Genomic DNA, 25,506 nt, shown 5'->3' on the forward strand with positions numbered 1-25,506 from the left:
CCCATAAAGGTAAGTAGTCCACATAAACAGTATACGACTTATTCTTCTGGTATAAACTCAGGATTGTTCAGAATGTCTTCTAGAGTGATGCCGTAGAAAAAGTCGTGTACCATAGAATCAAACTTCTTCCACATAGGCAGAGTACGGCACTGACCTGCTCTTGGACAGGCATCCGCATCTTTCATCAGGCAGGCAACCGGAGCAAGACTTCCTTCGGCTACTTCAAGAATCTCGCCAACGCTGTACTCGGCAGGAGTGCGGGTAAGCTGGTAGCCGCCGCCTTTGCCTCGAAGACCTTTTAACATCTTTTGTTTTACAAGAGACTTCAGTATACTTTCCAGATATTTATCTGAAATACTTTGTCTTTTTGCAATATCTTTAAGGGGAATATATCCCTCATTTCCATGCTCCGCTAAATCTAACATAACACGGAGTGCATAACGTCCTTTTGTAGAAATCATAAAAATCTCCTTTTGTCCTTAATATCATGAATATATTATAACATATTTTATCAAAGAGACGAAAAAAGAATTCCTTTCTATAGCAACTGTAAAGATATCGCTGCGTAGAAAATGCCTGATTGGCATTTTTACTTGCTCCCACATTACATTTGCTATAGAAAGGAATTCTTTTTTCTGTGTTTTGGCTCCAGAAGGAATGAATCCAATAGTCTTTGGGAGAGTTGAGGGGGAAGTCAATCCCCTATCTGATATAGCCTCCGGTAGGGCGCATATCGTAGCAAGAATAAGGGGCATTCTTGATTATTTTACAAGAGCAAAAAGTAAATTACCTGCGCCGCAAAGACACATAATTAGTATAGGATTTAGCTTCCATTTTCTAAGAGCAGCGAAGGCAGCAATAAAAAGTAAAAGTTCAACGATATTCACTGAGGAAATGCGTAAAGTCTGCCCAGAAAGAACAGCAGTCTGAAACATGGAAAATCCGGCGGCAGTAATGAGTGCCACAACGGCAGGCCGCAGACTGGAAAGAATATTACTGATTGCTGAAGTTTCTTTGTATTTACAATATACAAGTGCCAGAATAGATACCAGAATACAGGAAGGAAAAATCGAGCCGAAAGTAGCAGCAATCGCACCGGGAATTCCCGCAATCTGCAGACCGGTAAATGTGGCAGAATTGACACCGATTGGACCGGGTGTCATTTCTGCGATTGTGATAAGATTCGTGAATTCATTCATAGTAAGCCATCCATGAGTTTCTACAACCTGGCTTTGAATCAGCGGAATTGCAGCGTACCCACCGCCGACACTAAAAAGTCCGATCTGTACGAAACTCAGAAATAATTGTATATAAATCATAATTTCGTCTCCTGTAAGCATTTTGGTTTCTGTGTTTCCTTCTGTGTTTGTTTAAGAAAAAATGGTCTGCATTGATGCCATATAAACTGAATGATGCCGATACATGCGGCTATAAGAATAATATAAATAACATTTACTCCTAAGAAAAAGTCACATACAAAAGCAGCGGTCATGATAAAAATAGACAGGCTGCTTTTCTCTTTTAATACACTTTCTCCAAGGCTGCATGCGGCATCTAAAATAACAGCGGCAACACCAGCCTGCATTCCTTTTAATACGATAGCTACCCATACATTTGTTGAAAAAATGGCATAGAAAAAAGAAACGACAGACAAAATGATCATAGGTGGAAGAACCGTTCCGAGTGTTGCTACAAGCATTCCGGCAAGACCATATACATTCCACCCAACTAAAATAGCGGCATTTACAGCAATTGCTCCTGGACAGGACTGTGCCAAAGCCGTAAAATCAAGCATTTCCTGTTCATTGATCCAGTGTAGTTCATCTACGAATTTATGCTTCATAAAAGTGACGATGACAAAGCCGCCGCCAAATGTAAAAGCACTGATATAAAGTGTCGTAAGAAATAACACCCATAATTTGTGCGGTTTATTTTTCATAAAATCCCTCTTACTTTCTAGAGAGTGTTTGAAAAATTATTCCTGTAATCTGCACACCCTACTTTGCGGTATATTTTACAGAAAGTATTTTTCAAACATGCTCTAAAGATATTTAAAAATTAAGTCTTTTTACATTATTAATATATCACTTGCGAGATTATTTTAAAAATACTATAATTATAATAAAGTTCATAGATAAAAAACTATAAGTTAGAAATCGGATTTGAGAAAGGAGGAATAGCGTGTCTATTCGCCATTTTAGAATTTTTATCGCAGTAGCAGAAGAAGAAAACATTACAAAAGCAGCAAAAAAACTATATCTGACACAGCCAACGGTAAGTATTGCCATAAAAGAAATAGAAGAACATTATGGAGCAAGATTTTTTGAGAGAATTAATCAGAGGCTTCATATCACAGAAGAAGGAAAAAGATTTCTTGATTATGCAAAACACTTTATTGCGATGTATGATGAGATGGAAATTGCATTTAAAAATACAGACTTTACAGGGAGGCTTCGCATAGGAGCCAGTGTAAATATAGGAACATACTATATGCCAAGACTCATTCGGGAATTTCAGGATAGATATCCAGGAATTAAAGTACAGGTGAAAATAAATACAACCGCTGTTGTAGAAAAAGAATTGCTAGATGGAAAGCTGGATCTGGCGCTTGTAGGAGGAACAATACAGTCAGAACATATCGTTGCAGAGCCATTATTTTATGAAAAATATACCGCAATATGCGCGCCTGAGCACCCGATGGCAGGAAAAACAGTATTATTAGAAGAATTTATGAAAGAACCACTTTTATTCAGAGAAAAAAGTAGTGGCGCGTACGAAGTATTCCAAAGTGCAGTAAACCAGACCGGGCTTACCGTTATGCCTGTTTGGGAAAGCACATCCCAGACAACACTTATGGAAGCCGTTCATTACGGATTAGGAGTAACGATTCTGCCCGAACAGATGATAAAAAGAGAAGTCAGAGAGGGAAGATTAGCCCAGATTACATTCTCCGACTTCTCCTTTCAGAATACGATTCATATAGCGTATCATCATAGTAAATATTTGTCTCCATCAATAAAGAACTTCATCCTTCTGGTAAAAACTCTGGGCTTTTAATTCATTAGGGAGGAAACAGACGAAAAAAGAAATAATGCCATATCCCATCTGCTCTGTAGTCGCTGTGTTTAAGATGCTTATCCGCATCTTAAACACGCTCCGAAGCCGCATCTGGGATATGACATTATTTCTTTTTTCTGTGTTTTGGCTCCAGAAGGAATGAATTTAATAGTCTTTGGGAAAGATATGAGGAAGGGGACAGAAGGTTGTGCTTATTCTGATATTATTTCCATATATATTGAACTTTTTTCAAAGTTCGCTGATGATAAGATGATGCCGCAAGCTGTTACTGTACATGATAAATTTATCATTATATTGTTGCAATATATCATTTTTCTCTTCTGGACGCTATATCTTCCGAACAAGCAGTAGTCTTTTGATTTCTCCCCCTTATCCCTCCACAAAGACTATTGAATTCATTCCATGTGAAGCCAAAACACAGAAAATAAAAATAATAGACCATTGCAAATGTAATGTGAGAGCAAGTAAAAATGCCGAACAGGCATTTTCTACGTAGTGATATCTTTACATTTGCAATGGTCTATTATTTTTATTTTCGTCTGTTCCCCTAATGAATTAAATCGTTAGACAATATCTTTTCCACCTCGGTAACGGGTTTTTCAATTACCTCAGCGATTACTTCCAAAGAAATGCCCGCTTTATACATGCGTTGGGTGTGATTGATAGTTGCTTCGTTAAATCCTTCTCTTCGACCAGATTCTTTATGGTCTGTCCATGCGTTTCTCATGTTTATCGTCTCCTCCTTTTCTGGAATTGAAAAATGTAATCCTGTAAATGTGTTTATAATCTGTGCAGCAGTAACGGAAAAAGCAGAATAGTCTGAATCAGAAAGCAGCGTATCCATTTTTCTTTCGTCAGAAACTACTTTTAATATATGCATAAGCCGGCCAAATTCTGTATGGAATTTCGTGAAATCGGAAATATTATTGCATGATATTAAATGAAGTTTGTAATCTGGAAGAAATTTCTTAAGGGATTCATCTGCCTCAGAAAACATCTCCTGAAGGCTCTTTGCCGCATCCCATTCGTCATTACCAAAATATATGGTAACAGTAATAACTGGAATAAGGCGATCCTCTGGATGCCACCCTGATAAAAATTCCTCTGTAGTTTCTTTAAAACCAGAGTTTTGCTTTCGTACTTTTCTATATTGCTTTGTTTTTTCATTTATCTGTGCGGAATAATTAATCGCATCATAGAGCATATTTCTGACAGGCATTGCGTAATGGATATGAGATTGATTCTCAATTCCAAACAGTACATAAAGTGTATTTTTATATTCTTTAGTAATACAGCCTTTTAAAATATCTCGAAATTTCTGTATGGTAGCTAATTCTCCGCGCTTACCAAGTGGAAGGGTAATTTCAGAAGTATCTCGTTCAATTAAATTATCTGGAAGTATTCTTTGCTGTCCATCGTAAATAAGATAATTAAAAATATCAGCAAAAATCTCATTATTGGACAAATATTCTTTCGTAAGTGCATCAGCTTGTCTCATAACACTCACCTCGAAATATAAATTATTTTGTCTGAATATATGATACATTAAAATTAACATAAAATCAACAAATTTCCAAAAAATAACATGAAAAAATTGGAGGTAGAGAGACTATTGCATTCATTCCTTCTGGAGCCAAAACACAGAAAATAAAAATAATAGACCATTGCAAATGTAATGTGAGAGCAAGTAAAAATGACGAACAGGCATTTTCTACGCAGTGATATCTTTACAGTTGCAATGGTCTATTATTTTTATTTTCGTCTATTTCCTCTCTTTGGGGAGCGTCAGCATAGTCTTGACGGCCTTAAATCACCATTTTTCAAAAAAATTTACCTCTCAAAAACCGCATATTTCCGCCGTATTTGCAGGTTTTTTAAAATTGTTCTAAAATAAATCCCTATAAACCTATTTACAAAGTAGGTTAATAGTGATATTATCATAGCCATGAGATACATGAAAGAAATAAATCAATAAAAAATGAGATTTTAGAATAAGGAGGAACAAAGCAATGGCTAACATTTATAAAGGTACATTAGGACTGATCGGAAACACACCTCTTGTTGAGGTTACGAACATTGAAAAAGAATTAGGACTGAAAGCAAGAGTTTTAGTGAAGCTTGAATATTTTAATCCGGCAGGAAGTGTTAAGGATAGAATTGCAAAAGCGATGATTGAGGATGCTGAGAAGAAAGGAATTTTAAAAGAAGGTTCCGTAATCATTGAGCCGACATCCGGTAACACAGGAATCGGTCTTGCCTCTATCGCAGCAGCAAAAGGATACAGAATCATTCTTACAATGCCAGAGACAATGAGTGTTGAGCGAAGAAATATTTTAAAAGCTTACGGTGCTGAGATTGTTCTTACAAGTGGAGCGAAAGGAATGAAGGGTGCTATCGCAAAGGCAAATGAACTTGCTGAAGAGATTTCAGACAGCTTTATTCCAGGACAGTTTGTAAATCCTGCCAATCCTGCAATCCATAAAGCAACAACTGGTCCTGAGATTTGGAACGATACGGACGGAGAAGTTGATATCTTTATCGCAGGTGTTGGTACAGGCGGAACTTTAACGGGTACAGGACAGTACTTAAAAGAGCAGAAACCAGAAGTTAAGATTGTTGCATTAGAGCCGGACAGCTCACCGGTTTTATCAGAAGGTAAGGCAGGTCCACATAAGATTCAGGGTATCGGAGCAGGGTTTGTACCGGATGTATTAGACACAAAGGTTTACGATGAAATCTTTAGAGCAGAGAATGATGATGCCTTTGAAACAGCAAAACTTTTAGCAAAGAAAGAAGGAATTTTAGTTGGTATTTCTTCAGGAGCATCTTTACATGCAGCGATTGAATATGCGAAGAAGCCGGAGAATGAAGGTAAGACAATCGTAGCACTTCTTCCGGATACAGGAGACAGATATTACTCTACAGCATTATTTACTGAATAATTTATAGAAAAGAAAGGTGACAATCAATGAATCTTTCGAAGAAAAGCAGGTATGGGATTACCGCATTGATTGATCTGGCAGTATATGCCAGAAATCAATGTGTACAATTAAGTAGTATCGCAGAACGCAATAAGATATCTGTAAAGTATCTGGAACAGATTTTTTCCGGTTTAAGAAGAGCAGGGCTGGTAAAAAGTATAAAGGGACCACAGGGCGGTTATCTTTTAGCTAAAAGTCCGGAAAGCATTACCGTAGCAGATGTGATCTATGCGTTAGATGGAAGCTATCTTCTGGAAGATGAAAGAAGCGTGGTAAGTGGAGCAGATGAAAAGGGAATATCGACAGCGATACAGAAACTTCTGATCGAGCAGATGAATGATCAGACAGATAAGTTATTAAAACAGTTAACATTAAAAACACTGGTGGATTCTTCTTTGGAGTACAGTCAGAGTGGACAGGAAATGTATTACATTTAGATTAGAATCAGATTTTTAGATTAGTTAGATTAGATAAATTAGATAGATAAAATCAGATAAGAATTTTAGATACTCAAGAGGGTAGACATGAAGACAAAGAGATTAGAGACAGATGTGTTAATCATCGGTGGAGGAACAGCAGGCTGCTTTGCTGCCTATACTTTGGGAAAAGAAGCAGGGGTAAGTGTTCTCATAGCGGAAAAAGCGAATATTAAGAGAAGCGGCTGTCTGGCAGCTGGTGTTAACGCCTTAAATGCCTATATTACGGAGGGGCATGTGCCTCAGGACTATGTGGATTATGCGAAAAAGGATGCGCATGGAATTGTCAGAGAGGACTTGCTTTTATCTATGTCCGAGCGACTGAATCATGTAACGAAAGTTCTCGATGATCTGGGACTGGTTATTCTGAAAGATGAGAATGGAAAATACGTTGCAAGAGGGAATCGAAATATAAAGATTAACGGTGAGAATATTAAGCCTCTCTTAGCCGAAGCGGCAATGGCGCAGGAGAATGTTACTGTGCTTGAGAGGGTGAATATCACAGATTATATAATAGAAGAGAATGAAGTAAAAGGAGCCTGGGGCTTTAATATAGAAGAGAATGTTTTCTATGATATCCGAGCAAAAGCTATTCTTTGTGCGACTGGCGGAGCAGCAGGGCTTTACCGTCCGAATAATCCCGGATTTTCAAGACATAAAATGTGGTATTCCCCATTTAATACTGGAGCTGGATTTGCAATGGGAATTTTAGCCGGAGCGGAAATGACAACTTTTGAAATGCGGTTTATTGCTCTTAGATGTAAAGATACGATTGCACCGGTCGGAACGATCGCACAGGGAGTTGGAGCAAAGCAGATGAATGCTCATGGCGAGATTTATGAGACAAAGTATGGTCTTACAACTTCTCAACGTTTATATGGAACTGTAACAGAGAACAGAGAAGGACGAGGTCCTTGTTATTTAAAAACGGATGAGATCAGTGCAGCGCAGGAACAGGATTTATATAGAGCCTACCTTAACATGGCACCGAGCCAGACTTTGAAATGGCTGGAAGGTTCGAGAGGTCCGGCAAGTGAAAATGTTGAGATTGAAGGTACAGAACCTTACATCGTCGGCGGTCATACTGCAAGCGGCTATTGGGTAGATAATGGCAGACGAACAACAGTGAAAGGTTTATTTGCAGCAGGCGATGTTGCAGGAGGCTGTCCACAGAAATATGTAACCGGGGCATTAGCAGAAGGTGAGATTGCAGCAGAATCCATGATAGAGTATGTAAAAGCTTTAAAAGAAAAGAACAAAGCGGTTAAGGAAGATGCTGCTGTACATAAAACAGAAACAATGATAGATACTGCTGCTGCATTAAAGAAAAAAGAGTATGAATCTCATTTAATCGCACAAGAAAATGACAGCGAAGATACATTTTTCATTACGGCAGAGCAGCTTGAAGAAGCTATGCAGAAGGTTATGGATCAGTATGCCGGAGGAATTGCTACAGATTATCAGTACAATGAAGAAAGACTGGTAATCGGCAAAAAGCGAATTGGTGAGCTTCTTGGAATGGTTGATGAACTTAAAGCAAAAGATATGTTTGAGTTAAAAGATATCTACGAAGTAAGAGAAAGGTTGATCGTGTGCCAGACTTTAATTGAACATTTACGGGCAAGAAAAGAGACAAGGTGGCACAGTTTCGGAGAGAATACCGATTATCCGGAAGAAAGCAGCAAGTGGCTTAAATATGTGAATTCAAAAAGAAAGCCAGATGGCGAGACAGAAATCATTTTCAGAGAACTGGTGACAGGAGGAAAGGTATATGAGTGTACGGATTTTACAGAATAAATGTGTGGGATGCGGAAGATGCCTTTCTGTCTGTCCCGGAAATCTCTTAAAAAAAGGTGAGGATGGCAAAGTACATATCCGCAATATCAGAGACTGCTGGGGATGTACCGCCTGTTTAAAAGAATGTCACACCGGAGCGATTTTATATTTTCTTGGTGCCGACATGGGAGGCATGGGATCCATGCTTTCTGTAAAAGAAAAAGGTGATGTTCGTGTGTGGAGGGTTGACAGCCCGGACGGACAGACAAAGACCATTGAGATTAACATGAAGGATTCTAATAAATATTAGTATAGAAAACATTTATAAAAAGGAGGAAATGAGATGGGAACATTATCACATCTTGATGAACTGGAAGCAGAAGCAATATACATAATGAGAGAAGTGGCAGCAGAATGTGAGAAGCCAGTTATGCTGTATTCGATCGGAAAGGATAGTTCCGTAATGCTGCATCTGGCAATGAAAGCCTTTTACCCGGAAAAACCGCCGTTCCCATTTATGCATATCGATACAACATGGAAATTCAAAGAAATGATCGAATTTAGAGATAAGATTGCAAAAGAAAAAGGAATTGACATGATTGTATACACGAATGAAGAAGGTGTAAAACAGGGAATTAATCCATTTGATCATGGTTCAGCCTACACAGATATCATGAAGACACAGGCATTAAAACAGGCACTCACAAAATACGGATTTACCGCAGCATTTGGCGGCGGCCGTCGTGATGAAGAAAAATCAAGAGCCAAAGAGAGAATTTTCTCCTTTAGAAATAAAGAACAGGCATGGGATCCTAAGAACCAGCGCCCGGAAGTGTGGAAGTTATATAATACACAGATTAAGCAGGGCGAAAGTATTCGAGTATTCCCGATTTCTAACTGGACAGAGAAAGATATCTGGCAGTATATCAAACGTGAAAATATTGAAATCGTGCCACTTTATTATGCAGCTGAACGTCCGGTAGTAGAGCGTGACGGCAATATTATCATGGTAGATGATGACAGAATGAAGCTTCGTCCAGGTGAAAAGATTGAACATAAGAGCGTAAGATTCCGTACTCTTGGATGTTACCCGTTAACAGGTGGTATTGAATCTACAGCGCATACATTAGACGAGATTATTGATGAGACACTTAGCGCAGTAGATTCCGAGAGAACCAGTCGTGTTATTGACCATGACGGCGGAGCAGCCAGCATGGAAAGAAGAAAGAAAGAGGGGTACTTCTAAGATGAAAGGATTATTAAAATTTATTACATGCGGAAGCGTGGATGACGGAAAATCAACATTGATCGGACATATCCTGTATGATTCCAAGCTTCTTTATACAGATCAGGAAAAAGCACTTGAACTTGACTCAAAAGTGGGAAGTCGTGGTGGAAAAATAGACTATTCTTTACTGCTTGATGGATTAATGGCAGAAAGAGAACAGGGTATCACAATTGATGTAGCTTACAGATATTTTACGACAGATAATCGAAGCTTCATCGTAGCAGATACTCCAGGACATGAAGAATATACAAGAAACATGGCAGTAGGTGCATCTTTTGCAGACTTAGCCGTTATTCTTCTTGATGCAACGCAGGGTGTGCTCGTACAGACAAGACGTCACGCAAGAATCTGTGCATTAATGGGAATTAAATATTTTATTTTTGCTGTAAACAAGATGGATCTTGCGAAATACAGTGAAGAGAGATTCCGTGAAATTGAAAAACAGATTGAAGCATTAAAAGCAGAACTTGGACTGGAAAATGTATATATCGTTCCGGTATCCGCTACAGAAGGTGATAACGTAACAAAAGCGTCTGACAACATGAACTGGTATGAAGGAAAACCAATCCTCTCTATTTTAGAGCAGGTTGATATTGATGAGAATCAGGAAGAAGGTTTCTATCTTCCGGTACAGAGAGTATGTCGTCCAAATCATCAGTTCCGCGGATTCCAAGGACAGATTGAAAGTGGAAGCATCAAGGTAGGCGATGAAATTACTGCATTGCCAAGTATGGAAAAAGCACACGTTAAGTCCATTCACGTAACAGACAAAGAGGTACAATCTGCAGAAAAAGGACAGCCAGTAACGATTCAGCTTGACAGAGAAGTAGATGTATCAAGAGGGTGTGTATTATCCGCAGGTGCAGGAGAAAAAGTAACTTCTTCCGTAGAAGCAACGTTGCTTTGGATGGATGATGATAAACTGGAAAGTGGAAAAAATTATTTTGTAAAATTAGGAACCAGATTAGTACCTGGTATCGTTTCAAAAATCCTTTACTCTATCGATGTAAATACAGGCGAACAGAAACCAGCCGATTCTTTAGGAAAGAATGAGATTGCAGAATGTGAGATTACATTTGTCGATCGTGTTGTGGCTGATGAGTTTAGCAAACATAAGACATTAGGAGAATTAATCCTGATCGACCGAGTAACAAACATGACTTCTGCCTGCGGTGTTGTAACGGAAGTAAAAGAAGATGGCCAGGAAGCAGGAAAGAAAGCAGATCAGCTTCGTGCTGTAATTAAAGGACAAAGAGCAGCAACAATTCCATTTGATCTTTCAGATGAGAATATCACAAGAAGCTTTGTAGAACAGGTAGAAAAAGAACTGACATTAGGTGGAAGACATACATACCTCTATGCACCAAAGGATGATGAGCCGGTAGGACTTGTCGTAAGACACTTAAACAGAGCTGGTATTATCGTATTACTTGTTCTGAACAAAGACTTAAAAAATAAAGAAGAAATAAAAGGCTCCTTAGCAAAATACAGCAAGTATATCAAGCACTGGGAAGAAGGAGAAAAAGGAGATGTGGACAGTACAGTACAGACAATCCGTAAACTTACAGAATATGCGGAAGATGTCTACGGTGTTGCGAGCCATATCTAAAAGGAGAGACGAAAATGAAGTTTAATACAAAGCTTCTTCATGGCAAAGCAGGAAGAAATACGCTGGATGGAGCAACGCTTCCGGGAATCAGTCAGGTAAGTGCTTTTTATTATGATTCTGCAGAGCATCTTGAAAAAGTATTTGGAAACAAAGCACCAGGATTTGCCTATACAAGAATCGGTAATCCGACAGTTGCAGCATTTGAACAGAGAATCAATGAAGTGGAAGGAGGTACAGGCGCTGTTGCCTGTGCTTCCGGAATGGCAGCCATCACCGTAGCACTGTTAAATGTATTAAGTGCTGGAGATGAAATCATTGCAGGAAGCGGATTATTCGGAGGAACCATCGACTTATTCAAGGATTTAGAAGCGTTTGGTATTACGACACATTTCATTCCACATATTACCGTGGAAGACATCAAACCGGTTTTAAATCAAAACATCAAAGCAGTTTTTGGAGAGATTATAGGTAATCCGGGGCTTGATGTTGTAAATATTAAAGAAGTATCTGATTTCCTTCATGAAAATGGCGTACCATTTATTGTGGATGCAACGACAGCGACCCCTTATCTTATAAATGCATTAGCAGCCGGAGCCGATATTGTCATACATTCCAGTTCCAAATATATCAATGGAAGCGGAAATGCAATCAGTGGAATTATTGTGGACGGTGGAAAGTTTCAATGGGATAAAGAGAGATATCCTGCGATGAAAGAATATAGCAAATACGGAAAGTTTGCCTACACAGCAAGACTTCGAAACGATGTGTGGAGAAATATGGGTGGGTGTCTCGCGCCAATGAACGCTTACCTTAATATTTTAGGGCTTGAAACACTTGGTATTCGAATGAAAGCACTTTGTAACAATGCATTGACACTTGCAAAGACATTAGAAAAACTTCCGGGAATTACAGTAAACTACCCAGGATTAGAGAGCAGTCCGTATAAAACACTTGTCGATGAACAGTTCGGAGGACTTGGAGGTGCCATCCTCACAATCCGGGCAGGTTCCAGAGAAAATGCATTTAAATTAATTAATTCTTTAAAGTATGCCTTGATAGCCACTAATATCGGTGATTTAAGAACACTCGTCATTCATCCGGCATCGACTATTTATTTACATAGCACACAGGAAGAACAGGAACATGCAGGTGTGTATGATGATACGATCCGTATTAGTGTCGGACTTGAAGATGTCGAAGATTTGATTGAAGACTTTACACAGGCTGTAAAAAATATATAATAATCATTAGAAACAAAAAACAGGGTATTTCATTTAATTACAGGAGGATAACATGGCAGTAGATTATGCAACCTTGAAAAAGGGCGGATTTATGCGTCAGAAACAGAAAAATAATTTTTCTTTAAGACTTCGTACAGTCGGCGGACATATGAGTGCAGAGCAGCTTGCAAAAGTTGCCGAAGTGGCAGAAAAATACGGGGAAGGATATGTACATTTAACATCCAGACAGGGTGTGGAGATTCCTTTTATTAAACTAGATCAGATTGAAGAAGTAAAAAATGCATTAGCAGAAGGCGATGTTGTTCCGGGTGTATGCGGACCTCGTGTAAGAACCGTTACTGCCTGTCAAGGAGCGGCAATCTGTCAGAGCGGATGTATTGATACCTACACACTGGCAAAAGAACTGGATGAAAGATACTTTGGATATGAACTTCCGCATAAGTTTAAATTTGGTATTACAGGATGCCAGAATAACTGCTTAAAAGCAGAGGAAAATGATGTAGGAATCAAAGGTGGAATGCAGGTTGCATGGGTAGAAGATAAATGTATCCAGTGTGGTGTCTGTGTAAAAGCATGTCGAAATGAGGCAATTACTTTAGAAGATGGAAAAATCAGTATCAACACAGGAAAATGTAACTACTGTGGACGATGTGTAAAGTCTTGTCCGGTAGATGCATACGATGCACAGCCAGGATATATTGTTTCTTTCGGTGGAACATTTGGAAATCATATCAGCAAAGGCGAGACAATTATTCCATTTATCGAAAGCCACGAAAAATTATTAAAAGTATGTGATGCCGCATTAAAATTCTTTGAACAGAATGGAAAAGCAGGAGAGCGACTTAAATTCACGATTGACCGTACAGGAAAAGAGGCGTTTGAAAAAGCAATTAAGGAGGCCTATGAAAATGAGTGAAATGCATTTTGATGAACAGGTGGATATTACAGATGTTGTATGTCCTGTTACCTTTGTAAAAGCAAAAGTAGCATTAGAAGAAATGGATGAAGGACAGGTTTTAGCCGTAAAAATGAATGATGGCGAGCCAGTACAGAATGTTCCAAGAAGTATCAAAGAAGAAGGACATCAGATTTTAAAATTAAATACAAATGATGACGGAACATATACTTTATTCGTAAAGAAAGTTGGAGAATAAAGTTACATATAGGAAGTTAAAAGAATAAAACAGGAAAATCCCAAGCAGGAGAACAGTTATGGCAGAAAGATTAAATAAGGACAGCTTTCAGGAAAAGGTGTTAAATGCACCGGGACTCGCAATCGCAGACTTCTACTCTGACAGTTGTATTCCATGCAAAAAGTTATCTCCGATACTTGCAGATTTGGACGAAAAATATCCAGACGTATACATCGGAAAAGTAAATATTGTTTATGAGCAGGAACTCATCGAAGAGTACAGCGTTATGTCCTCTCCAGTACTTATTTTCTTCAAAAACGGAGAAGAGGTAGATCGAATTACAGGGGCTGTAAGTAAATATAAAATCGAAGAAGCGATTGAAAAGAATAAGTAGTAAAGCATATAACAAAAACTGATAAAAGGCAGAACAAAACATATTTATAAAATTAGATATAAAGTCATGTATAGCAATTTGCATATATTTACAAAGTGATTGTAAAGACATATATAATAAATTGAATATAAAAGTTTAAGGTAAGGCCGATATAATAAGACAGATATGATTTTAGAAATATAAAACAGACATAAATGGAGGATAGAATCGTGAAAATCACAGTTGCCGGAAAAGTAAAAGAATATGAAGACGGATTAAATGTCACACAGCTTATTGAAAAGGAAAATGTAGAGACACCGGAATACGTTACCGTGTCTGTAAATGATGAATTCATTGAAAAAGCAGATTTTGACAAAGCTTTAAAAGATGGTGACGAAGTTGAATTCCTGTATTTCATGGGAGGTGGAAGATAATGCTATCAAACGAGCAGCTTGAACGCTACTCCCGTCATATTATCCTGAAGGAAGTTGGCGCAAAAGGACAGAAGAAATTATTAAATGCCAAAGTCTTAATTATCGGAGCCGGTGGACTTGGCGCACCAGCCGCAATGTATTTAGCAGCAGCCGGTGTTGGAACAATCGGAATCGCAGATGCAGACGAAGTAGATTTATCTAACTTACAAAGACAGATCATTCATTCAACACAGGACGTAGGTAAGGCAAAAGTACAGTCTGCAAAAGAAACAATGGAAGCCATTAATCCAGATGTAAAAGTAATTACATATCGTACATTCGTTGATTCAGAATCCATCATGGACTTAATCAAAGACTATGATTTTATCATCGATGGAACAGACAATTTCCCTGCAAAATTCCTGATTAACGATGCCTGCGTAATGGCAAAGAAACCATTTTCCCATGCCGGAATCATTCGTTTCAAAGGTCAGCTCATGACTTACGTGCCGGGAGAAGGTCCATGTTATCGTTGTGTATTCAAAAATCCGCTGCCAAAGGATGCAGTACCAACCTGTAAACAGGCCGGTGTGATCGGTGCAATGGGTGGAGTGATCGGAAGTCTTCAGGCAATGGAAGCAATCAAATACATTCTTGGAGTTGGAGACTTACTGACAGGATATCTCTTAACTTATGATGCATTAAAGATGGAATTTAGAAAGATTAAACTTCCATCACATACAAAAGATTGCGCTGTATGTGGTGAACATCCGACAATCACAGAGCTTATCGATTATGAACAGACAGAATGTGAGGGAATCTAATCATGCAGGTAAAGCTTAAAAAAGAAGACTTTCAGGCAATGGCAGCCCATGCCATTGCCCACCTGCCGGAAGAAGCCTGCGGACTCATCGCCGGCGAAAAATCCGACACAGAACGAGTAATAAAAAAAGTATATTACCTTACAAATATTGACCATACAAATGAACATTTCTCTTTAGATCCAAAAGAGCAGCTTGCAGCGATCAAAGACATGAGAAAGAACGGCTTAGAACCACTTGGAAACTGGCACTCCCATCCAGAAACACCAGCAAGACCGTCACAGGAAGATATCCGCCTTGCCTTTGATTCTGAAGCAAGTTATCTTATTATGTCCCTGATGGATCAGGAAAATCCTGTAATCCATGCTTTCCGAGTAAGAGAGGGACAGGTATCTAAGGATGAGATTGTAACTATTTAATTCATTTAGAGAAAACAGACGAAAAAAGAAATACTGCCCTATCCCATCTGCTCTGTAGTCGCTGGGTTTAAGATGCTCATCCGCATCTTAAACCCACTCCGAAGCCGCATCTGGGATAGGGCAGTATTTCTTTTTTCTGTGTTTTGGCTCCAGAAGGAATGAATACAATCGTCTTTGGGAGAGAGAAGGGGGAGAGGTCAGAAGACTACTGCTTGTTCGGAAGATGTATCGTCAGATTCATTAGGAGAAAACAGACGAAAAAAAGAAACAATGTCATATCCCATCTGCTCTGTAATCGCTGTGTTTAAGATGCTCATCCGCATCTTAAACACGCTCCGAAGCCGCATCTGGGATAGGGCAGTATTTCTTTTTATTTTCGTCTGTTTCCTCAAATGAATCAAATAGTAAAAAAGTTCTTTACTTTTTATGTGATTTTGGATACATTATTAATAGAGATACCATCTTAACCTATCTATCTTAAGTTAAGTATTGCGGCATTATAAGATAGAAGTATTGTTAAGTAAGAAAAAATTGGAGGAGGAATATTTGAATGAGGGCATTATCAGAAAAACGCCTCAGTGATTACATGGCACAACAGATTGCTGATGAGATTCTTTCCGGTCGGATTGCTGGAGGGACGCAGTTAAAGCAGGAAGAACTGGCAGAAATGTTTGGAACTTCGAGAATTCCAATCAGAGAAGCATTTCAGGTATTAGAGGGACAGGGGCTGATTGTCCGTCTGGCTACAAGAAGAATTTATGCAGTAGAATTATCGGAAGAGCAGATTCAGATTATTTATGAAATGATAGGGGATATTTTAAAGAAAGCGGTAAAGAATTTGGAGAATGAAGATAAAGTAAAAGAAGCAATAATGATTCTTTCTTCATCTTTATCTACATCGAAACGTTTTGATGAGGTAGTATTAGAATGTACGGATAATGCCTATTTTTCTAAATTGCTCTATACTGCTTCGGAGTGCTATATTCGTTTTGCCGTATCCTGTGGAGCCAATGAGCAGGAAAGCAAATGCAGAGAAGAGATGAAACAGATTATTTTAGAAGAAAATGGTGCGAATCTCGACAGTATTTCTGGAAGAAAGAAAATATTCAAAAAAATAGATGCATGGATGAAGGCGCTTGCAGATAACGTAAATGCAGAGAGGGGAAAGAATAAATGATGGGATTAAGACCAATTAAGATGCCGTCAGCAAAAGAGCGAGTAGCGGCAGAACTTAGAAAGGCGATATTGTCAAGGCAGATGAAAGAAGGCGAAGTGCTTTCACTTGAAAGCGTGGCATCGCAGCTTAATGTATCTGCGATGCCGGTAAGAGAAGCTTTTCAGATTCTTGCCCGCGATGGATTGATTCAGCTTCGGAAAAATAAAGCAGCAGTTGTTCTTGGTGTAACAGAAACTTATATTAAAGAACATTATCAGCTTCGTGCAATCTTAGAGGGAGCGGCAGCTCGCCTTTGTGCAGCACCAGAAACAGATATTTCGGAACTTGAAGAAATATATCAAGATTCCTGTAAGGTATTAGAGAATAAAGACTTTTCACGCTACACAGATATTAATAGGGAATTTCATAATGAAATCTGGACAGCTGCAGGAAATGGAAAAATGAAAAACATGATCTCCGAACTTTGGAATGGACTTTCTATGGGTAATATGGTTTCTGAAGAAGACTATGCCAAAGTTTCTGTAAAAGAACATGGAGAAATTTTAGAAGCAATCAAAGCACATGATGGAGATGCAGCAGAAGCAGCTATGAAGGAACATATAATGCGAAGCAGAGATGATATGCTGACTTATTATAATTAGTTTGCCACAGGCAAGTAGACAGCTCCCTGAAAGATAAATAGACCACAAATATGGTCTATTTATCTTTCAGGGAGCTGTCTTTGACTGGTTTGGGAGGCTAATTATATTTCAATCCTACAAATCTATTTAGTGAATTAACTTAGAAACTTGAAACTTCTGGATAATCATAACTATTTTTGTAACTATATTCAGGAGAGCAGTCAATATTTCCATTATTCCATGTAATAACGCCATATTCTATTACCGGATTTTTGAAAATCTTATCATCTTTTAATGGTTCATATACTGGTCCTGTTAATATAGTGGCATCAAATAACTTTGTTTCGCCGTTAGAAAATGTAATTAACATTATCATGTCATCTAAGGGTTTTACTTTTGTTATTTCCAGACTTTCTGTTGGTTCTCCAGCATATACAATTCCGTCCATAATATACATATGGTTTCTTCTCCAATCTTTTAGATTATATTTTTATTTGTATAAATATTATATCAGTTCTTTATTCGGCAATACAAGCATTAACTAAGATATTTTCTTCAGTGCATTCTGCACAAAAAAATAGTCACAACTTTATTGTATTTGCCGAAATGATGCAAAAGGAGCAAAAAACAGTTGACTTTTTCTCAATAAAGGTATATCTTGAAATCAGGATTTGGATACAAAATCAAATATCAAAAATCATAAATCAGAAATGTAAAAGCAAAACATCAAGTAAAGAAATTGGGATTTTCATTTGCTGGGTATGGGAGGCTGGAAAGGGTAAGAGGATTTATGATAAAAGCAAAACGTAAGACGAATCTAACAAATGAGGAGGTAAAGAGATGAGTCAGATAACAATCACGTTACTTTTCTTGCTGTTCGCGATTGTCATGTTTATGTGGGAGAAGATTCCACTGGGACTGACATCCATGATTGTATGTGTCGGACTGGTAGTTACCGGTGTACTTGAATGGCAGACAGCGTTCGCAGGATTTATCGACAGCAACGTTATCTTGTTTGTAGCAATGTTTATCGTAGGAGGGGCATTGTTTGAAACAGGAATGGCCAACAAGATTGGCGGAATTGTTACTCATTTTGCAAAGACAGAAAGACAGCTTATCGTAGCTATCATGGTTATCGTAGGTGTGATGAGTGGATTTCTTTCAAACACAGGAACAGCAGCAATCCTGATTCCAGTAGTTATCGGAATCGCAGCGAAGTCAGGGTATTCCCGTTCAAGACTGTTAATGCCTTTGGTTTTTGCAGCAGCGATGGGAGGTAACCTCACATTGATTGGTGCTCCTGGAAATATGATTGCGCAGTCAGGTATGGAAGGAATTGGTCTTAAGTTTGGATTCTTTGATTATGCCAAAGTTGGTGTTCCGATTTTAATTGTAGGAATTATTTACTTTGCATTTATCGGATACAAGTTTCTTCCGAATAAAGAAGGAAGCGACGAAGGAATCTTTGATGAGTCAAAGGATTTTAGCCATGTACCAAAGTGGAAACAGTACCTTTCCTTAGTAATTCTGCTACTCACCTTAGTAGGAATGATATTTGAGGAACAGCTTGGTATCAAGCTTTGTGTCATCGGATGTATTGGAGCGTTAGCTTTAATGGTTACAGGAGTAATCAGTGAGAAAGATGCACTGGCATCTATTGATTTAAAAACAATTTTCCTTTTTGGAGGAACGCTTTCTTTAGCAGCTGCATTAGAGCAAACAGGAGCAGGAGAACTTATTGCAGAAAAGGTAATCGGAATGCTTGGCGATAACCCATCTCCATATGTACTTACATTTGTAATCTTTATGCTCTGCTGTGTAATGACGAACTTCATGTCCAACACAGCGACAACAGCCCTGATGGTTCCAATTGGAATTTCCATTGCACAGGGAATGGGTGCAGATCCAAGTGCCGTATTGATGGCATGTGTCATTGGTGGTTCCTGTGCATATGCAACACCAATCGGAATGCCGGCTAACACAATGGTTGTAACAGCAGGTGGCTATACATTTAAAGATTATGCCAAAGCTGGTGTGCCAATGATTTTAGTGGCAACGGTAGTAAGTATGATACTTCTTCCGATTTTCTATCCATTTTTCCCAGGATAGAGAGTCGGTTAAGCAGGCCGGGTTGCTCCGGCCGAATAAATTAAAGCAGAACTTATTAATGAAAATGTATACGGTTAATCTTTCATTCATTCACATATTTAAATCCCGCTGACCGTCGGGTAAATTAACAGGAGGATTTCTAAATGTCTAAAGAAGAACAGGTAACACAACTTACGGAACATATGGCTAAGTTTATTGCTCATGTTGCAAAGAAACTTCCAGATGATGTTATTGCAAAACTGGAGGAGCTTCGTGATAAAGAAGACAGCCCTCTTTCCAAAACAATCTATGATACTATGTTTAAAAATCAGGAACTGGCGGTAAAGCTGAATCGTCCAAGTTGTCAGGATACCGGAGTATTACAGTTCTGGGTAAAATGTGGTACAAAGTTCCCATTAATCGGAGAGCTTGAAGCACTATTAAAAGATGCTGTTGTAAAAGCAACATTTGAAGCACCACTTCGTCATAACAGTGTAGAAACATTTGATGAGTACAATACAGGTAAGAATGTTGGAAAAGGAACACCAACTGTATTCTGGGACATCGTTCCTGACTCAGACGAATGTGAAATTTACACATACATGGCTGGTGGCGGATGCACCCTTCCAGGAAAAGCAATGGTTCTTATGCCAGGTGAAGGATACGAAGGAGTAACAAAGTTCGTTATGGATGTTATGACAACATACGGATTAAATGCCTGTCCTCCATTATTAGTAGGTGTAGGTGTAGCAACTTCTGTAGAAACAGCAGCCCTTCTTTCTAAAAAGGCTTTAATGCGTCCAATCGGTTCTCACAATGATAATGAGAGAGCAGCTAAGATGGAAGCATTATTAGAAGACGGAATTAATGCTATCGGATTAGGACCTCAGGGTATGGGTGGAAAATACTCCGTAATGGGAGTAAATATCGAAAATACAGCCCGTCATCCATCCGCAATCGGTGTAGCCGTAAACGTAGGATGCTGGAGTCACAGAAGAGGACACATTGTATTTGACAAGGATTTAAATTATAAAATTACAACACATACGGGGGTAGAGTTATAATGGTAGAAGTAAAAGATGGAAAAAAGATTTTAACAACACCAATTTCAGCAGAAGATTTAAAAGGCATTAAAATCGGAGATATCATTTATTTAAATGGAAGCATGACAACCTGTCGTGATGTAGCTCACCGTCGTTTAGTAGAAGAAGGAAGAGAACTTCCTGTAGATGTAAGAAATAATGCTATTTTCCATGCAGGACCAATTATCCGTCCTTTAGAAAATGATAAGTTTCAGATGGTATCCGTAGGACCAACAACCAGTATGCGTATGGAAAAATTTGAATATGAATTCGTGAAAGAAACTGGTGTACGTGTGATCATCGGAAAAGGTGGTATGAAAGAAAATACAGAACGTGCCTGCAAAGACTTTGGAGCAATCCACTGTGTATTCCCAGCAGGAAACGCTGTAGTAGCCGCAACAGAAGTAGAAGAAATCGTAAGAGCAGAATGGCGTGATCTTGGAATGCCAGAAACCTTATGGAACTGCCGCGTAAAAGAATTTGGCCCTTTAATCGTATCCATCGATCCAGAAGGAAACAACTTCTTTGAGCAGCAGAAAGTAGAATATAACAAACGTAAAGATGAACAGATTGAGAAAATCTCCGCACAGGTAGGATTCATTAAATAAATTCAATAAACTATCAACAAACCAGAATATATTTGGAAAATTATTACTGTGATATGAACACCTCGATTTATAATATATTTACAGAAAACATTTTTCAAATACATTTTAATGAATTATAGGATATTGTGCAAAGAATCCGAAATCTGGAAATTTGAATATATGTCGGCAGGCAGGCCCAAACCTGCCGGCATATAAAGATGATACAAGATAATCAAGATTTACAATCAAATAACAAAAAAATAACTAATTCCAAATAACGTAAAAACCACAAGTAAAAATTCCCCTAAGTTTAGAAATTAATATTATAAAAAGCCCCCTTTGGACATAATACGATAATTATTCCGAAGGGGATCTTTAATTTGTACTTAAATTAGATAGCTTTGTTTTGTATGAGCATTCTTCTACAAATCTCATGGACATGCTGCAAGAGCAGAAAGTTGATGTGATTCTGGCTACAACCGATAACCGTAATTCCGATTACGAATACCTCCTTATCAAAACCTGCGAAACGGTGCTTGCAGTAGAAAAAAATCATCCGCTCATAAAGAAAGCTCAGCCTCGTAAGGATTTTCTATATCCATATATTATAATGGCGGTATTTTTTACAATCCTTTTCCTTTTGACACAGGCAATGTCAAACCTGGCAACCCTGACTATTTTTATTCCTCTAGTTACATCCGCATGTCTCAAGATAGGCATTGATCCAAGAGCAGTGGTTGTCGGTGTACTTACTGCAAGCTGTATCTCCATTATGACACCAATGGCTGCACCATGCCTATGATGTTTCCGTTTTATTAGAAACTTAAAATAACTAAAGTAATAATTTCCCAAAAATAAAATTTTTAGTTGATTTCTCATCCATTATAGCATATAATAAAACAAGCTAAGAAATGTGGTGAATTTCAAGCATGAGCAAAATGAAAACCCCGGAAGTGTGTGTGACTTCCGGGGTTTTCTATTCCGTTTATGTAAAGTGGCTTATGCCTTTAGGCTGTTACTGTTTGTCGCTACTGTCCAACCATTTGCAAATGTAGTAGCTAACTACATTCGCCGTAACAGAAACAAAAAATGTGGTGCCTATTTCGCACATGAGACTTCACCTCCTTTCTGCTGGAGGGGCGACAGCATATATAATATATATAAAGAATATACAAAATTTTACATGGAACAAATTGGGAAATACGAAACCTAGTATTTTGAAATTATTAAAATGTATTAAAATGATTATTTATAGAAAAAATCTAAAATTTAATAGAATTTTCCTATAGATTTATTTTGTTCCATTTACTTGTTGTAGCTTTTTTCCTGTGGTATAATAACTTAGCTGTTTAATGTGTGAAAGTTAGTAAAAGCACATCGTACAGTCCGAAACTGATAAACTAGACGAAAGAAGGAGAGCAGCAACATGACTCGTTTAGAAAAGTTAAGAAAGAGACTGGGTCAGTGTGACGAGATACTTTTAGATGCCATACTGATGAGACATCATATTATTAAAGATATTATGGCTTACAAAGAAGAGAATGGCCTTAATATTCTTGACCCGGAACAGGAAGAGAGACAGAAAGAATGGCTCGACGGTCGTTTAGAGGACGAGAGCAATGCAAGTGAAGTATGGGATATTTTCCATGCGATCGGTAAAGCAAGTAAGCAGATGCAGGCAAGAAAGCTTTTCGATTACAATATCGTACTTATTGGATTTATGGGTGCCGGAAAAACAAGTATTTCCGAATATTTAAAAACATTGTTTGCAATGGACGTTATTGAGATGGATCAGATTATCGCAGAGAGAGAAGGAATGAGTATTCCAGATATCTTTGAGGTTCATGGAGAACAGTATTTTCGTGATTTAGAGACCAATCTTCTTATCGAGATGCAGGCAAGAAAGAATGTTGTAATCTCCTGTGGCGGAGGAACCCCACTTCGTGAATGTAACGTTGTCGAGATGAAGAAGAATGGACGTGTTGTATTACTTACCGCTTCACCGGAAACGATTTTCGACAGAGTAAAGGACAGTCATGACCGTCCGGTTATCGAGAATAATAAAAATGTTCCATTCATTGCTGATCTGATGGAAAAAAGACGTGTAAAATATGAGGCAGCGGCAGATATCGTTATCAATACAGATGGCAAGAGTCTTATTGAAGTATGCGAAGAACTTGTTCAGAAGTTATTAGCAATGGATGAGAATGATAAATAATCACATAATAAATATTTAAAGAAAAAGAAAGAGGGTATGTATCATGGCAAAAGTTGACATTAATACAAAGATGATTACTTTACTTGGTGACCCATTAAAGCAGTCATTTGCAGCACAGATGCAGAATTGCGGTTATGAAGCAGCAGGTTTAAATATGATTTATTTCTACACAGAAGTAAATAACGAACATCTTGCAGACGTAGTTAACGGTATCCGTTACATGAACTTTGCAGGTTTTGCAGTAACAAAGCCAAATAAAGTAAAGGTTCTTGAGTACCTTGATGAGTTAGATCCATTATGCAAGAAAATGGGAGCCAGTAACACAGTTGTAAAAACTCCGGAAGGTAAATTAGTTGGATATAATACAGACGGAATTGGTTTCATCAGATCCATGGAAAGAGATGGAAATGTTAAGATCGATGAGAACACTTACTTCTGTATTGGTAGTGGTGGAGCAGGTCGTGCTATGTGTTCAGCACTTGCTTACTACGGCGCAAAGAAAATCTACATTACAGATGTATTTGAAGAATCCAGTAAGGCTTTAGTAGAAGATATCAATAAGAACTTTGCACCAGTAGCAGAATTCTGCCCGGCAGGTGATTTTTCTAAAGTAAAAGAAGCTACCGTAGTATTAAATGCCAGCGGAATCGGAATGGGAAGCCATATCGGAGAAAACCCACTTCCAAAAGAATTTATCAGCAAAGATCAGTTCTATTTTGATGCTTGCTACAACCCGGCAAAAACTCAGTTCTTATTAGATGCTGAAGAAGCTGGAGCAACTATCTTAAACGGTCTTGGAATGTCTCTCTACCAGGGAGCTGCCCAGATTGAATATTGGACAGGTCAGGAACCTCCAATCGAAGCAATGCGTCAGAAATTATTAGACATTATTTCTGAGAAATAATTTGAGAAAGGATTTTGTTATGAACCCTGTAGTAGTAAGAAATGTAGCAATCGGAGAAGGAATCCCTAAAATTTGTGTACCTATCGTTGGAAAAACAAGAGAAGAAATCTTAGACGCTGCAAAGAAGATCCTTCCAATCGGAGCAGATGTTGTAGAGTGGCGTGTAGACTGGTACGAAGATATTTTTGATTTTGAAAAAGTAGAAGAAACAGCAAAACAGTTAAGAGAAGTCCTTGGCGAAATGCCAATCCTCTTCACTTTCCGTACTTCTAAAGAAGGTGGAGAAAAGGCAATCGAAACATCGGTTTATGTAGAATTAAACCAGAAGATCAGTGCAACAGGCTATGTTGACCTTGTAGATATGGAAGCATTTACCGGCGATGATGCTGTAAAAGCTGTTGTAGAAGAAGCACACAAACATGGAGTAAAAGTTGTTGCTTCCAATCATGACTTCGACAAGACACCAGCAAAATCTGATATTATCTACAGACTCCGCAAAATGCAGGAGCTTGGAGCAGACATCCCTAAAATTGCTGTAATGCCTCAGAACAAAAAGGATGTACTCACTCTTCTTGCAGCAACAGAAGAGATGGTAGACAACTATGCTGACCGTCCGATCATCACAATGTCTATGGCCGCAACAGGTGTAATCAGTCGTGTATGCGGTGAAGTATTCGGATCTGCACTTACATTTGGTGCCGTAGGAAAAGCTTCCGCACCGGGACAGATGGGCGCAGGTGAGTTAAAAGAAATGCTCACAACATTACATGAATCATTATAAATACTAATTTGCTGGACTAAAGAGACGAAAAGCAGAAATTTGATATAAAAGAAAATGTGAAGATAGTCACTTCGTAGAAAATGCCTGACCGGCATTTTTACTAGCTCCGACATCACATTTTCTTTTATATCAAATTTCTGCTTTTCTGTTTTTTGGCTCCAGAAGGAAATTAGTATTTGGATTTGAGGAAGAATAAGGGGATTGCCCAGAAGGCTATGGTTTTCATTAGAATGAACATCGCCCAAAGAAGACACTTTCTTATTTGGTTGTATAAAAATTACAGTTACCTACTCTTACCTTATGAAAAATTTTTCTCTGGTTAACTCTCATAATCTTCTGGAGAATCCCCTTCTCTTTCCAACAGAAATCACTAATTTGCTATTTGTTATCAAAACCAGACAGCCGCTGAAACAAAATTTCCTGCTGAATTGTAAGGAAAAT

At 38.3% G+C, this 25,506-nt stretch carries 28 protein-coding genes; 23 read left to right on the forward strand and 5 right to left on the reverse strand.

The genetic code is table 11. The features are described from left to right. Nucleotides 1–38: 38 nt before the first annotated feature. The 3 genes from EHLA_RS02475 to EHLA_RS02485 all read right to left on the reverse strand — a co-directional run bounded on the left by EHLA_RS02475 (nt 39) and on the right by EHLA_RS02485 (nt 1,939). On the reverse strand, nt 39–461 hold the full coding sequence (locus tag EHLA_RS02475) for an RrF2 family transcriptional regulator (RefSeq protein WP_096239194.1): 423 nt from the start codon (nt 459–461) through the stop codon (nt 39–41). Between the two features lie 300 nt (nt 462–761). Continuing rightward, nucleotides 762–1,319 carry a chromate transporter gene (locus EHLA_RS02480; protein ID WP_096239195.1) on the reverse strand — a complete coding sequence of 186 codons (558 nt, stop codon included), beginning with the start codon at nt 1,317–1,319 and terminating at the stop codon, nt 762–764. Then, complete coding sequence (locus tag EHLA_RS02485) at nt 1,316–1,939, reverse strand: chromate transporter (RefSeq protein ID WP_096239196.1); 624 nt, start codon at nt 1,937–1,939, stop codon at nt 1,316–1,318. Before EHLA_RS02485 ends, EHLA_RS02480 begins: the two co-directional genes overlap by 4 nt. A 242-nt stretch (nt 1,940–2,181) precedes the next feature. Between EHLA_RS02485 and EHLA_RS02490 the strand changes: the two genes are divergently transcribed. Further along, nucleotides 2,182–3,057 (forward strand): LysR family transcriptional regulator, encoded by an 876-nt coding sequence (locus EHLA_RS02490; protein ID WP_096239197.1) that lies wholly within the window; start codon nt 2,182–2,184, stop codon nt 3,055–3,057. 568 nt (nt 3,058–3,625) lie between these two features. Here EHLA_RS02490 and EHLA_RS02500 read toward each other — a convergent pair. Further along, on the reverse strand, nt 3,626–4,576 hold the full coding sequence (locus EHLA_RS02500; protein ID WP_157908537.1) for an Rpn family recombination-promoting nuclease/putative transposase: 951 nt from the start codon (nt 4,574–4,576) through the stop codon (nt 3,626–3,628). A gap of 511 nt (nt 4,577–5,087) precedes the next feature. Between EHLA_RS02500 and cysK the strand changes: the two genes are divergently transcribed. The 15 genes from cysK to EHLA_RS02575 all read left to right on the forward strand — a co-directional run bounded on the left by cysK (nt 5,088) and on the right by EHLA_RS02575 (nt 17,426). After that, on the forward strand, nt 5,088–6,020 hold the full coding sequence (gene cysK, locus EHLA_RS02505) for a cysteine synthase A (RefSeq protein WP_096239200.1): 933 nt from the start codon (nt 5,088–5,090) through the stop codon (nt 6,018–6,020). Nucleotides 6,021–6,046: 26 nt separating this feature from the next. Beyond that, nucleotides 6,047–6,496 (forward strand): RrF2 family transcriptional regulator, encoded by a 450-nt coding sequence (locus EHLA_RS02510; RefSeq protein ID WP_021906563.1) that lies wholly within the window; start codon nt 6,047–6,049, stop codon nt 6,494–6,496. 87 nt (nt 6,497–6,583) lie between these two features. Next, nucleotides 6,584–8,332 (forward strand): adenylyl-sulfate reductase subunit alpha, encoded by a 1,749-nt coding sequence (locus EHLA_RS02515; protein WP_096239201.1) that lies wholly within the window; start codon nt 6,584–6,586, stop codon nt 8,330–8,332. Then, nucleotides 8,307–8,621 (forward strand): 4Fe-4S dicluster domain-containing protein, encoded by a 315-nt coding sequence (locus EHLA_RS02520; protein ID WP_021906561.1) that lies wholly within the window; start codon nt 8,307–8,309, stop codon nt 8,619–8,621. The genes EHLA_RS02515 and EHLA_RS02520 overlap by 26 nt, the downstream gene beginning before the upstream one ends. A 33-nt stretch (nt 8,622–8,654) precedes the next feature. After that, a complete protein-coding gene (gene cysD / locus EHLA_RS02525) occupies nt 8,655–9,557 on the forward strand; it encodes a sulfate adenylyltransferase subunit CysD (protein WP_005351652.1) in 903 nt (300 codons plus the stop codon). A gap of 1 nt (nt 9,558) precedes the next feature. Beyond that, nucleotides 9,559–11,208 (forward strand): sulfate adenylyltransferase subunit 1, encoded by a 1,650-nt coding sequence (locus EHLA_RS02530; protein ID WP_096239202.1) that lies wholly within the window; start codon nt 9,559–9,561, stop codon nt 11,206–11,208. 14 nt (nt 11,209–11,222) lie between these two features. Next, on the forward strand, nt 11,223–12,449 hold the full coding sequence (locus tag EHLA_RS02535) for an O-acetylhomoserine aminocarboxypropyltransferase/cysteine synthase family protein (protein ID WP_096239203.1): 1,227 nt from the start codon (nt 11,223–11,225) through the stop codon (nt 12,447–12,449). A gap of 52 nt (nt 12,450–12,501) precedes the next feature. Further along, nucleotides 12,502–13,365 (forward strand): 4Fe-4S binding protein, encoded by an 864-nt coding sequence (locus tag EHLA_RS02540; RefSeq protein WP_096239204.1) that lies wholly within the window; start codon nt 12,502–12,504, stop codon nt 13,363–13,365. Further along, a complete protein-coding gene (locus tag EHLA_RS02545; RefSeq protein ID WP_096239205.1) occupies nt 13,358–13,603 on the forward strand; it encodes a sulfurtransferase TusA family protein in 246 nt (81 codons plus the stop codon). Before EHLA_RS02540 ends, EHLA_RS02545 begins: the two co-directional genes overlap by 8 nt. A gap of 58 nt (nt 13,604–13,661) precedes the next feature. Continuing rightward, complete coding sequence (locus EHLA_RS02550) at nt 13,662–13,976, forward strand: thioredoxin family protein (RefSeq protein ID WP_096239206.1); 315 nt, start codon at nt 13,662–13,664, stop codon at nt 13,974–13,976. A 209-nt stretch (nt 13,977–14,185) separates the two neighbouring features. Then, nucleotides 14,186–14,389, forward strand: a complete 204-nt coding sequence (gene thiS / locus EHLA_RS02555) for a sulfur carrier protein ThiS (RefSeq protein WP_096239207.1) — start codon at nt 14,186–14,188, stop codon at nt 14,387–14,389. Beyond that, nucleotides 14,386–15,192, forward strand: coding sequence for a HesA/MoeB/ThiF family protein (locus EHLA_RS02560; protein ID WP_096239208.1), 807 nt, complete (start codon nt 14,386–14,388; stop codon nt 15,190–15,192). Before thiS ends, EHLA_RS02560 begins: the two co-directional genes overlap by 4 nt. 2 nt (nt 15,193–15,194) lie before the next feature. Next, the gene (locus EHLA_RS02565) at nt 15,195–15,608 is read left to right on the forward strand and encodes a M67 family metallopeptidase (RefSeq protein ID WP_096239209.1); all 414 of its coding nucleotides are present in this window, start codon (nt 15,195–15,197) and stop codon (nt 15,606–15,608) included. Nucleotides 15,609–16,158: 550 nt separating this feature from the next. Continuing rightward, nucleotides 16,159–16,785, forward strand: a complete 627-nt coding sequence (locus EHLA_RS02570) for a GntR family transcriptional regulator (protein WP_096239210.1) — start codon at nt 16,159–16,161, stop codon at nt 16,783–16,785. Continuing rightward, on the forward strand, nt 16,782–17,426 hold the full coding sequence (locus EHLA_RS02575) for a GntR family transcriptional regulator (RefSeq protein ID WP_021907434.1): 645 nt from the start codon (nt 16,782–16,784) through the stop codon (nt 17,424–17,426). Before EHLA_RS02570 ends, EHLA_RS02575 begins: the two co-directional genes overlap by 4 nt. 139 nt (nt 17,427–17,565) lie before the next feature. Here EHLA_RS02575 and EHLA_RS02580 read toward each other — a convergent pair whose 3' ends face one another. Further along, nucleotides 17,566–17,862, reverse strand: a complete 297-nt coding sequence (locus EHLA_RS02580; RefSeq protein WP_021907433.1) for a DUF2442 domain-containing protein — start codon at nt 17,860–17,862, stop codon at nt 17,566–17,568. A gap of 383 nt (nt 17,863–18,245) precedes the next feature. Between EHLA_RS02580 and EHLA_RS02590 the strand changes: the two genes are divergently transcribed. From EHLA_RS02590 to aroD, 7 genes are all read left to right on the forward strand, one after another. Next, nucleotides 18,246–19,514, forward strand: coding sequence for an SLC13 family permease (locus EHLA_RS02590; RefSeq protein ID WP_021907432.1), 1,269 nt, complete (start codon nt 18,246–18,248; stop codon nt 19,512–19,514). A gap of 143 nt (nt 19,515–19,657) precedes the next feature. After that, nucleotides 19,658–20,557, forward strand: coding sequence for a L(+)-tartrate dehydratase subunit alpha (gene ttdA, locus EHLA_RS02595; RefSeq protein ID WP_005347024.1), 900 nt, complete (start codon nt 19,658–19,660; stop codon nt 20,555–20,557). Beyond that, nucleotides 20,557–21,183, forward strand: coding sequence for a L(+)-tartrate dehydratase subunit beta (gene ttdB / locus EHLA_RS02600; RefSeq protein ID WP_096239212.1), 627 nt, complete (start codon nt 20,557–20,559; stop codon nt 21,181–21,183). The genes ttdA and ttdB overlap by 1 nt, the downstream gene beginning before the upstream one ends. 442 nt (nt 21,184–21,625) lie before the next feature. After that, nucleotides 21,626–21,964 carry a hypothetical protein gene (locus tag EHLA_RS16535; RefSeq protein ID WP_242970662.1) on the forward strand — a complete coding sequence of 113 codons (339 nt, stop codon included), beginning with the start codon at nt 21,626–21,628 and terminating at the stop codon, nt 21,962–21,964. A 624-nt stretch (nt 21,965–22,588) separates the two neighbouring features. Beyond that, nucleotides 22,589–23,380, forward strand: coding sequence for a shikimate kinase (locus tag EHLA_RS02610; RefSeq protein WP_096239213.1), 792 nt, complete (start codon nt 22,589–22,591; stop codon nt 23,378–23,380). Nucleotides 23,381–23,423: 43 nt separating this feature from the next. Further along, nucleotides 23,424–24,284, forward strand: a complete 861-nt coding sequence (locus EHLA_RS02615) for a shikimate dehydrogenase family protein (protein WP_096239214.1) — start codon at nt 23,424–23,426, stop codon at nt 24,282–24,284. A 19-nt stretch (nt 24,285–24,303) separates the two neighbouring features. After that, on the forward strand, nt 24,304–25,065 hold the full coding sequence (aroD, locus tag EHLA_RS02620; protein WP_096239215.1) for a type I 3-dehydroquinate dehydratase: 762 nt from the start codon (nt 24,304–24,306) through the stop codon (nt 25,063–25,065). Nucleotides 25,066–25,506: the final 441 nt, after the last annotated feature.

The organism is Anaerobutyricum hallii, assembly GCF_900209925.1.
Lineage (GTDB): Bacteria > Bacillota > Clostridia > Lachnospirales > Lachnospiraceae > Anaerobutyricum > Anaerobutyricum soehngenii.

Bases quoted from the DNA above. Each gene is read 5' to 3' on its own strand.
- EHLA_RS02475 (WP_096239194.1), bottom strand. From the start codon at position 461: ATGATTTCTACAAAAGGACGTTATGCACTCCGTGTTATGTTAGATTTA.
- EHLA_RS02480 (WP_096239195.1), bottom strand. From the start codon at position 1,319: ATGATTTATATACAATTATTTCTGAGTTTCGTACAGATCGGACTTTTT.
- EHLA_RS02485 (WP_096239196.1), bottom strand. From the start codon at position 1,939: ATGAAAAATAAACCGCACAAATTATGGGTGTTATTTCTTACGACACTT.
- EHLA_RS02500 (WP_157908537.1), bottom strand. From the start codon at position 4,576: ATGAGACAAGCTGATGCACTTACGAAAGAATATTTGTCCAATAATGAG.
- cysK (WP_096239200.1), top strand. From the start codon at position 5,088: ATGGCTAACATTTATAAAGGTACATTAGGACTGATCGGAAACACACCT.
- EHLA_RS02510 (WP_021906563.1), top strand. From the start codon at position 6,047: ATGAATCTTTCGAAGAAAAGCAGGTATGGGATTACCGCATTGATTGAT.
- EHLA_RS02515 (WP_096239201.1), top strand. From the start codon at position 6,584: ATGAAGACAAAGAGATTAGAGACAGATGTGTTAATCATCGGTGGAGGA.
- EHLA_RS02520 (WP_021906561.1), top strand. From the start codon at position 8,307: ATGAGTGTACGGATTTTACAGAATAAATGTGTGGGATGCGGAAGATGC.
- cysD (WP_005351652.1), top strand. From the start codon at position 8,655: ATGGGAACATTATCACATCTTGATGAACTGGAAGCAGAAGCAATATAC.
- EHLA_RS02530 (WP_096239202.1), top strand. From the start codon at position 9,559: ATGAAAGGATTATTAAAATTTATTACATGCGGAAGCGTGGATGACGGA.
- EHLA_RS02535 (WP_096239203.1), top strand. From the start codon at position 11,223: ATGAAGTTTAATACAAAGCTTCTTCATGGCAAAGCAGGAAGAAATACG.
- EHLA_RS02540 (WP_096239204.1), top strand. From the start codon at position 12,502: ATGGCAGTAGATTATGCAACCTTGAAAAAGGGCGGATTTATGCGTCAG.
- EHLA_RS02545 (WP_096239205.1), top strand. From the start codon at position 13,358: ATGAGTGAAATGCATTTTGATGAACAGGTGGATATTACAGATGTTGTA.
- EHLA_RS02550 (WP_096239206.1), top strand. From the start codon at position 13,662: ATGGCAGAAAGATTAAATAAGGACAGCTTTCAGGAAAAGGTGTTAAAT.
- EHLA_RS02565 (WP_096239209.1), top strand. From the start codon at position 15,195: ATGCAGGTAAAGCTTAAAAAAGAAGACTTTCAGGCAATGGCAGCCCAT.
- EHLA_RS02570 (WP_096239210.1), top strand. From the start codon at position 16,159: ATGAGGGCATTATCAGAAAAACGCCTCAGTGATTACATGGCACAACAG.
- EHLA_RS02575 (WP_021907434.1), top strand. From the start codon at position 16,782: ATGATGGGATTAAGACCAATTAAGATGCCGTCAGCAAAAGAGCGAGTA.
- EHLA_RS02580 (WP_021907433.1), bottom strand. From the start codon at position 17,862: ATGTATATTATGGACGGAATTGTATATGCTGGAGAACCAACAGAAAGT.
- EHLA_RS02590 (WP_021907432.1), top strand. From the start codon at position 18,246: ATGAGTCAGATAACAATCACGTTACTTTTCTTGCTGTTCGCGATTGTC.
- ttdA (WP_005347024.1), top strand. From the start codon at position 19,658: ATGTCTAAAGAAGAACAGGTAACACAACTTACGGAACATATGGCTAAG.
- ttdB (WP_096239212.1), top strand. From the start codon at position 20,557: ATGGTAGAAGTAAAAGATGGAAAAAAGATTTTAACAACACCAATTTCA.
- EHLA_RS02610 (WP_096239213.1), top strand. From the start codon at position 22,589: ATGACTCGTTTAGAAAAGTTAAGAAAGAGACTGGGTCAGTGTGACGAG.
- EHLA_RS02615 (WP_096239214.1), top strand. From the start codon at position 23,424: ATGGCAAAAGTTGACATTAATACAAAGATGATTACTTTACTTGGTGAC.
- aroD (WP_096239215.1), top strand. From the start codon at position 24,304: ATGAACCCTGTAGTAGTAAGAAATGTAGCAATCGGAGAAGGAATCCCT.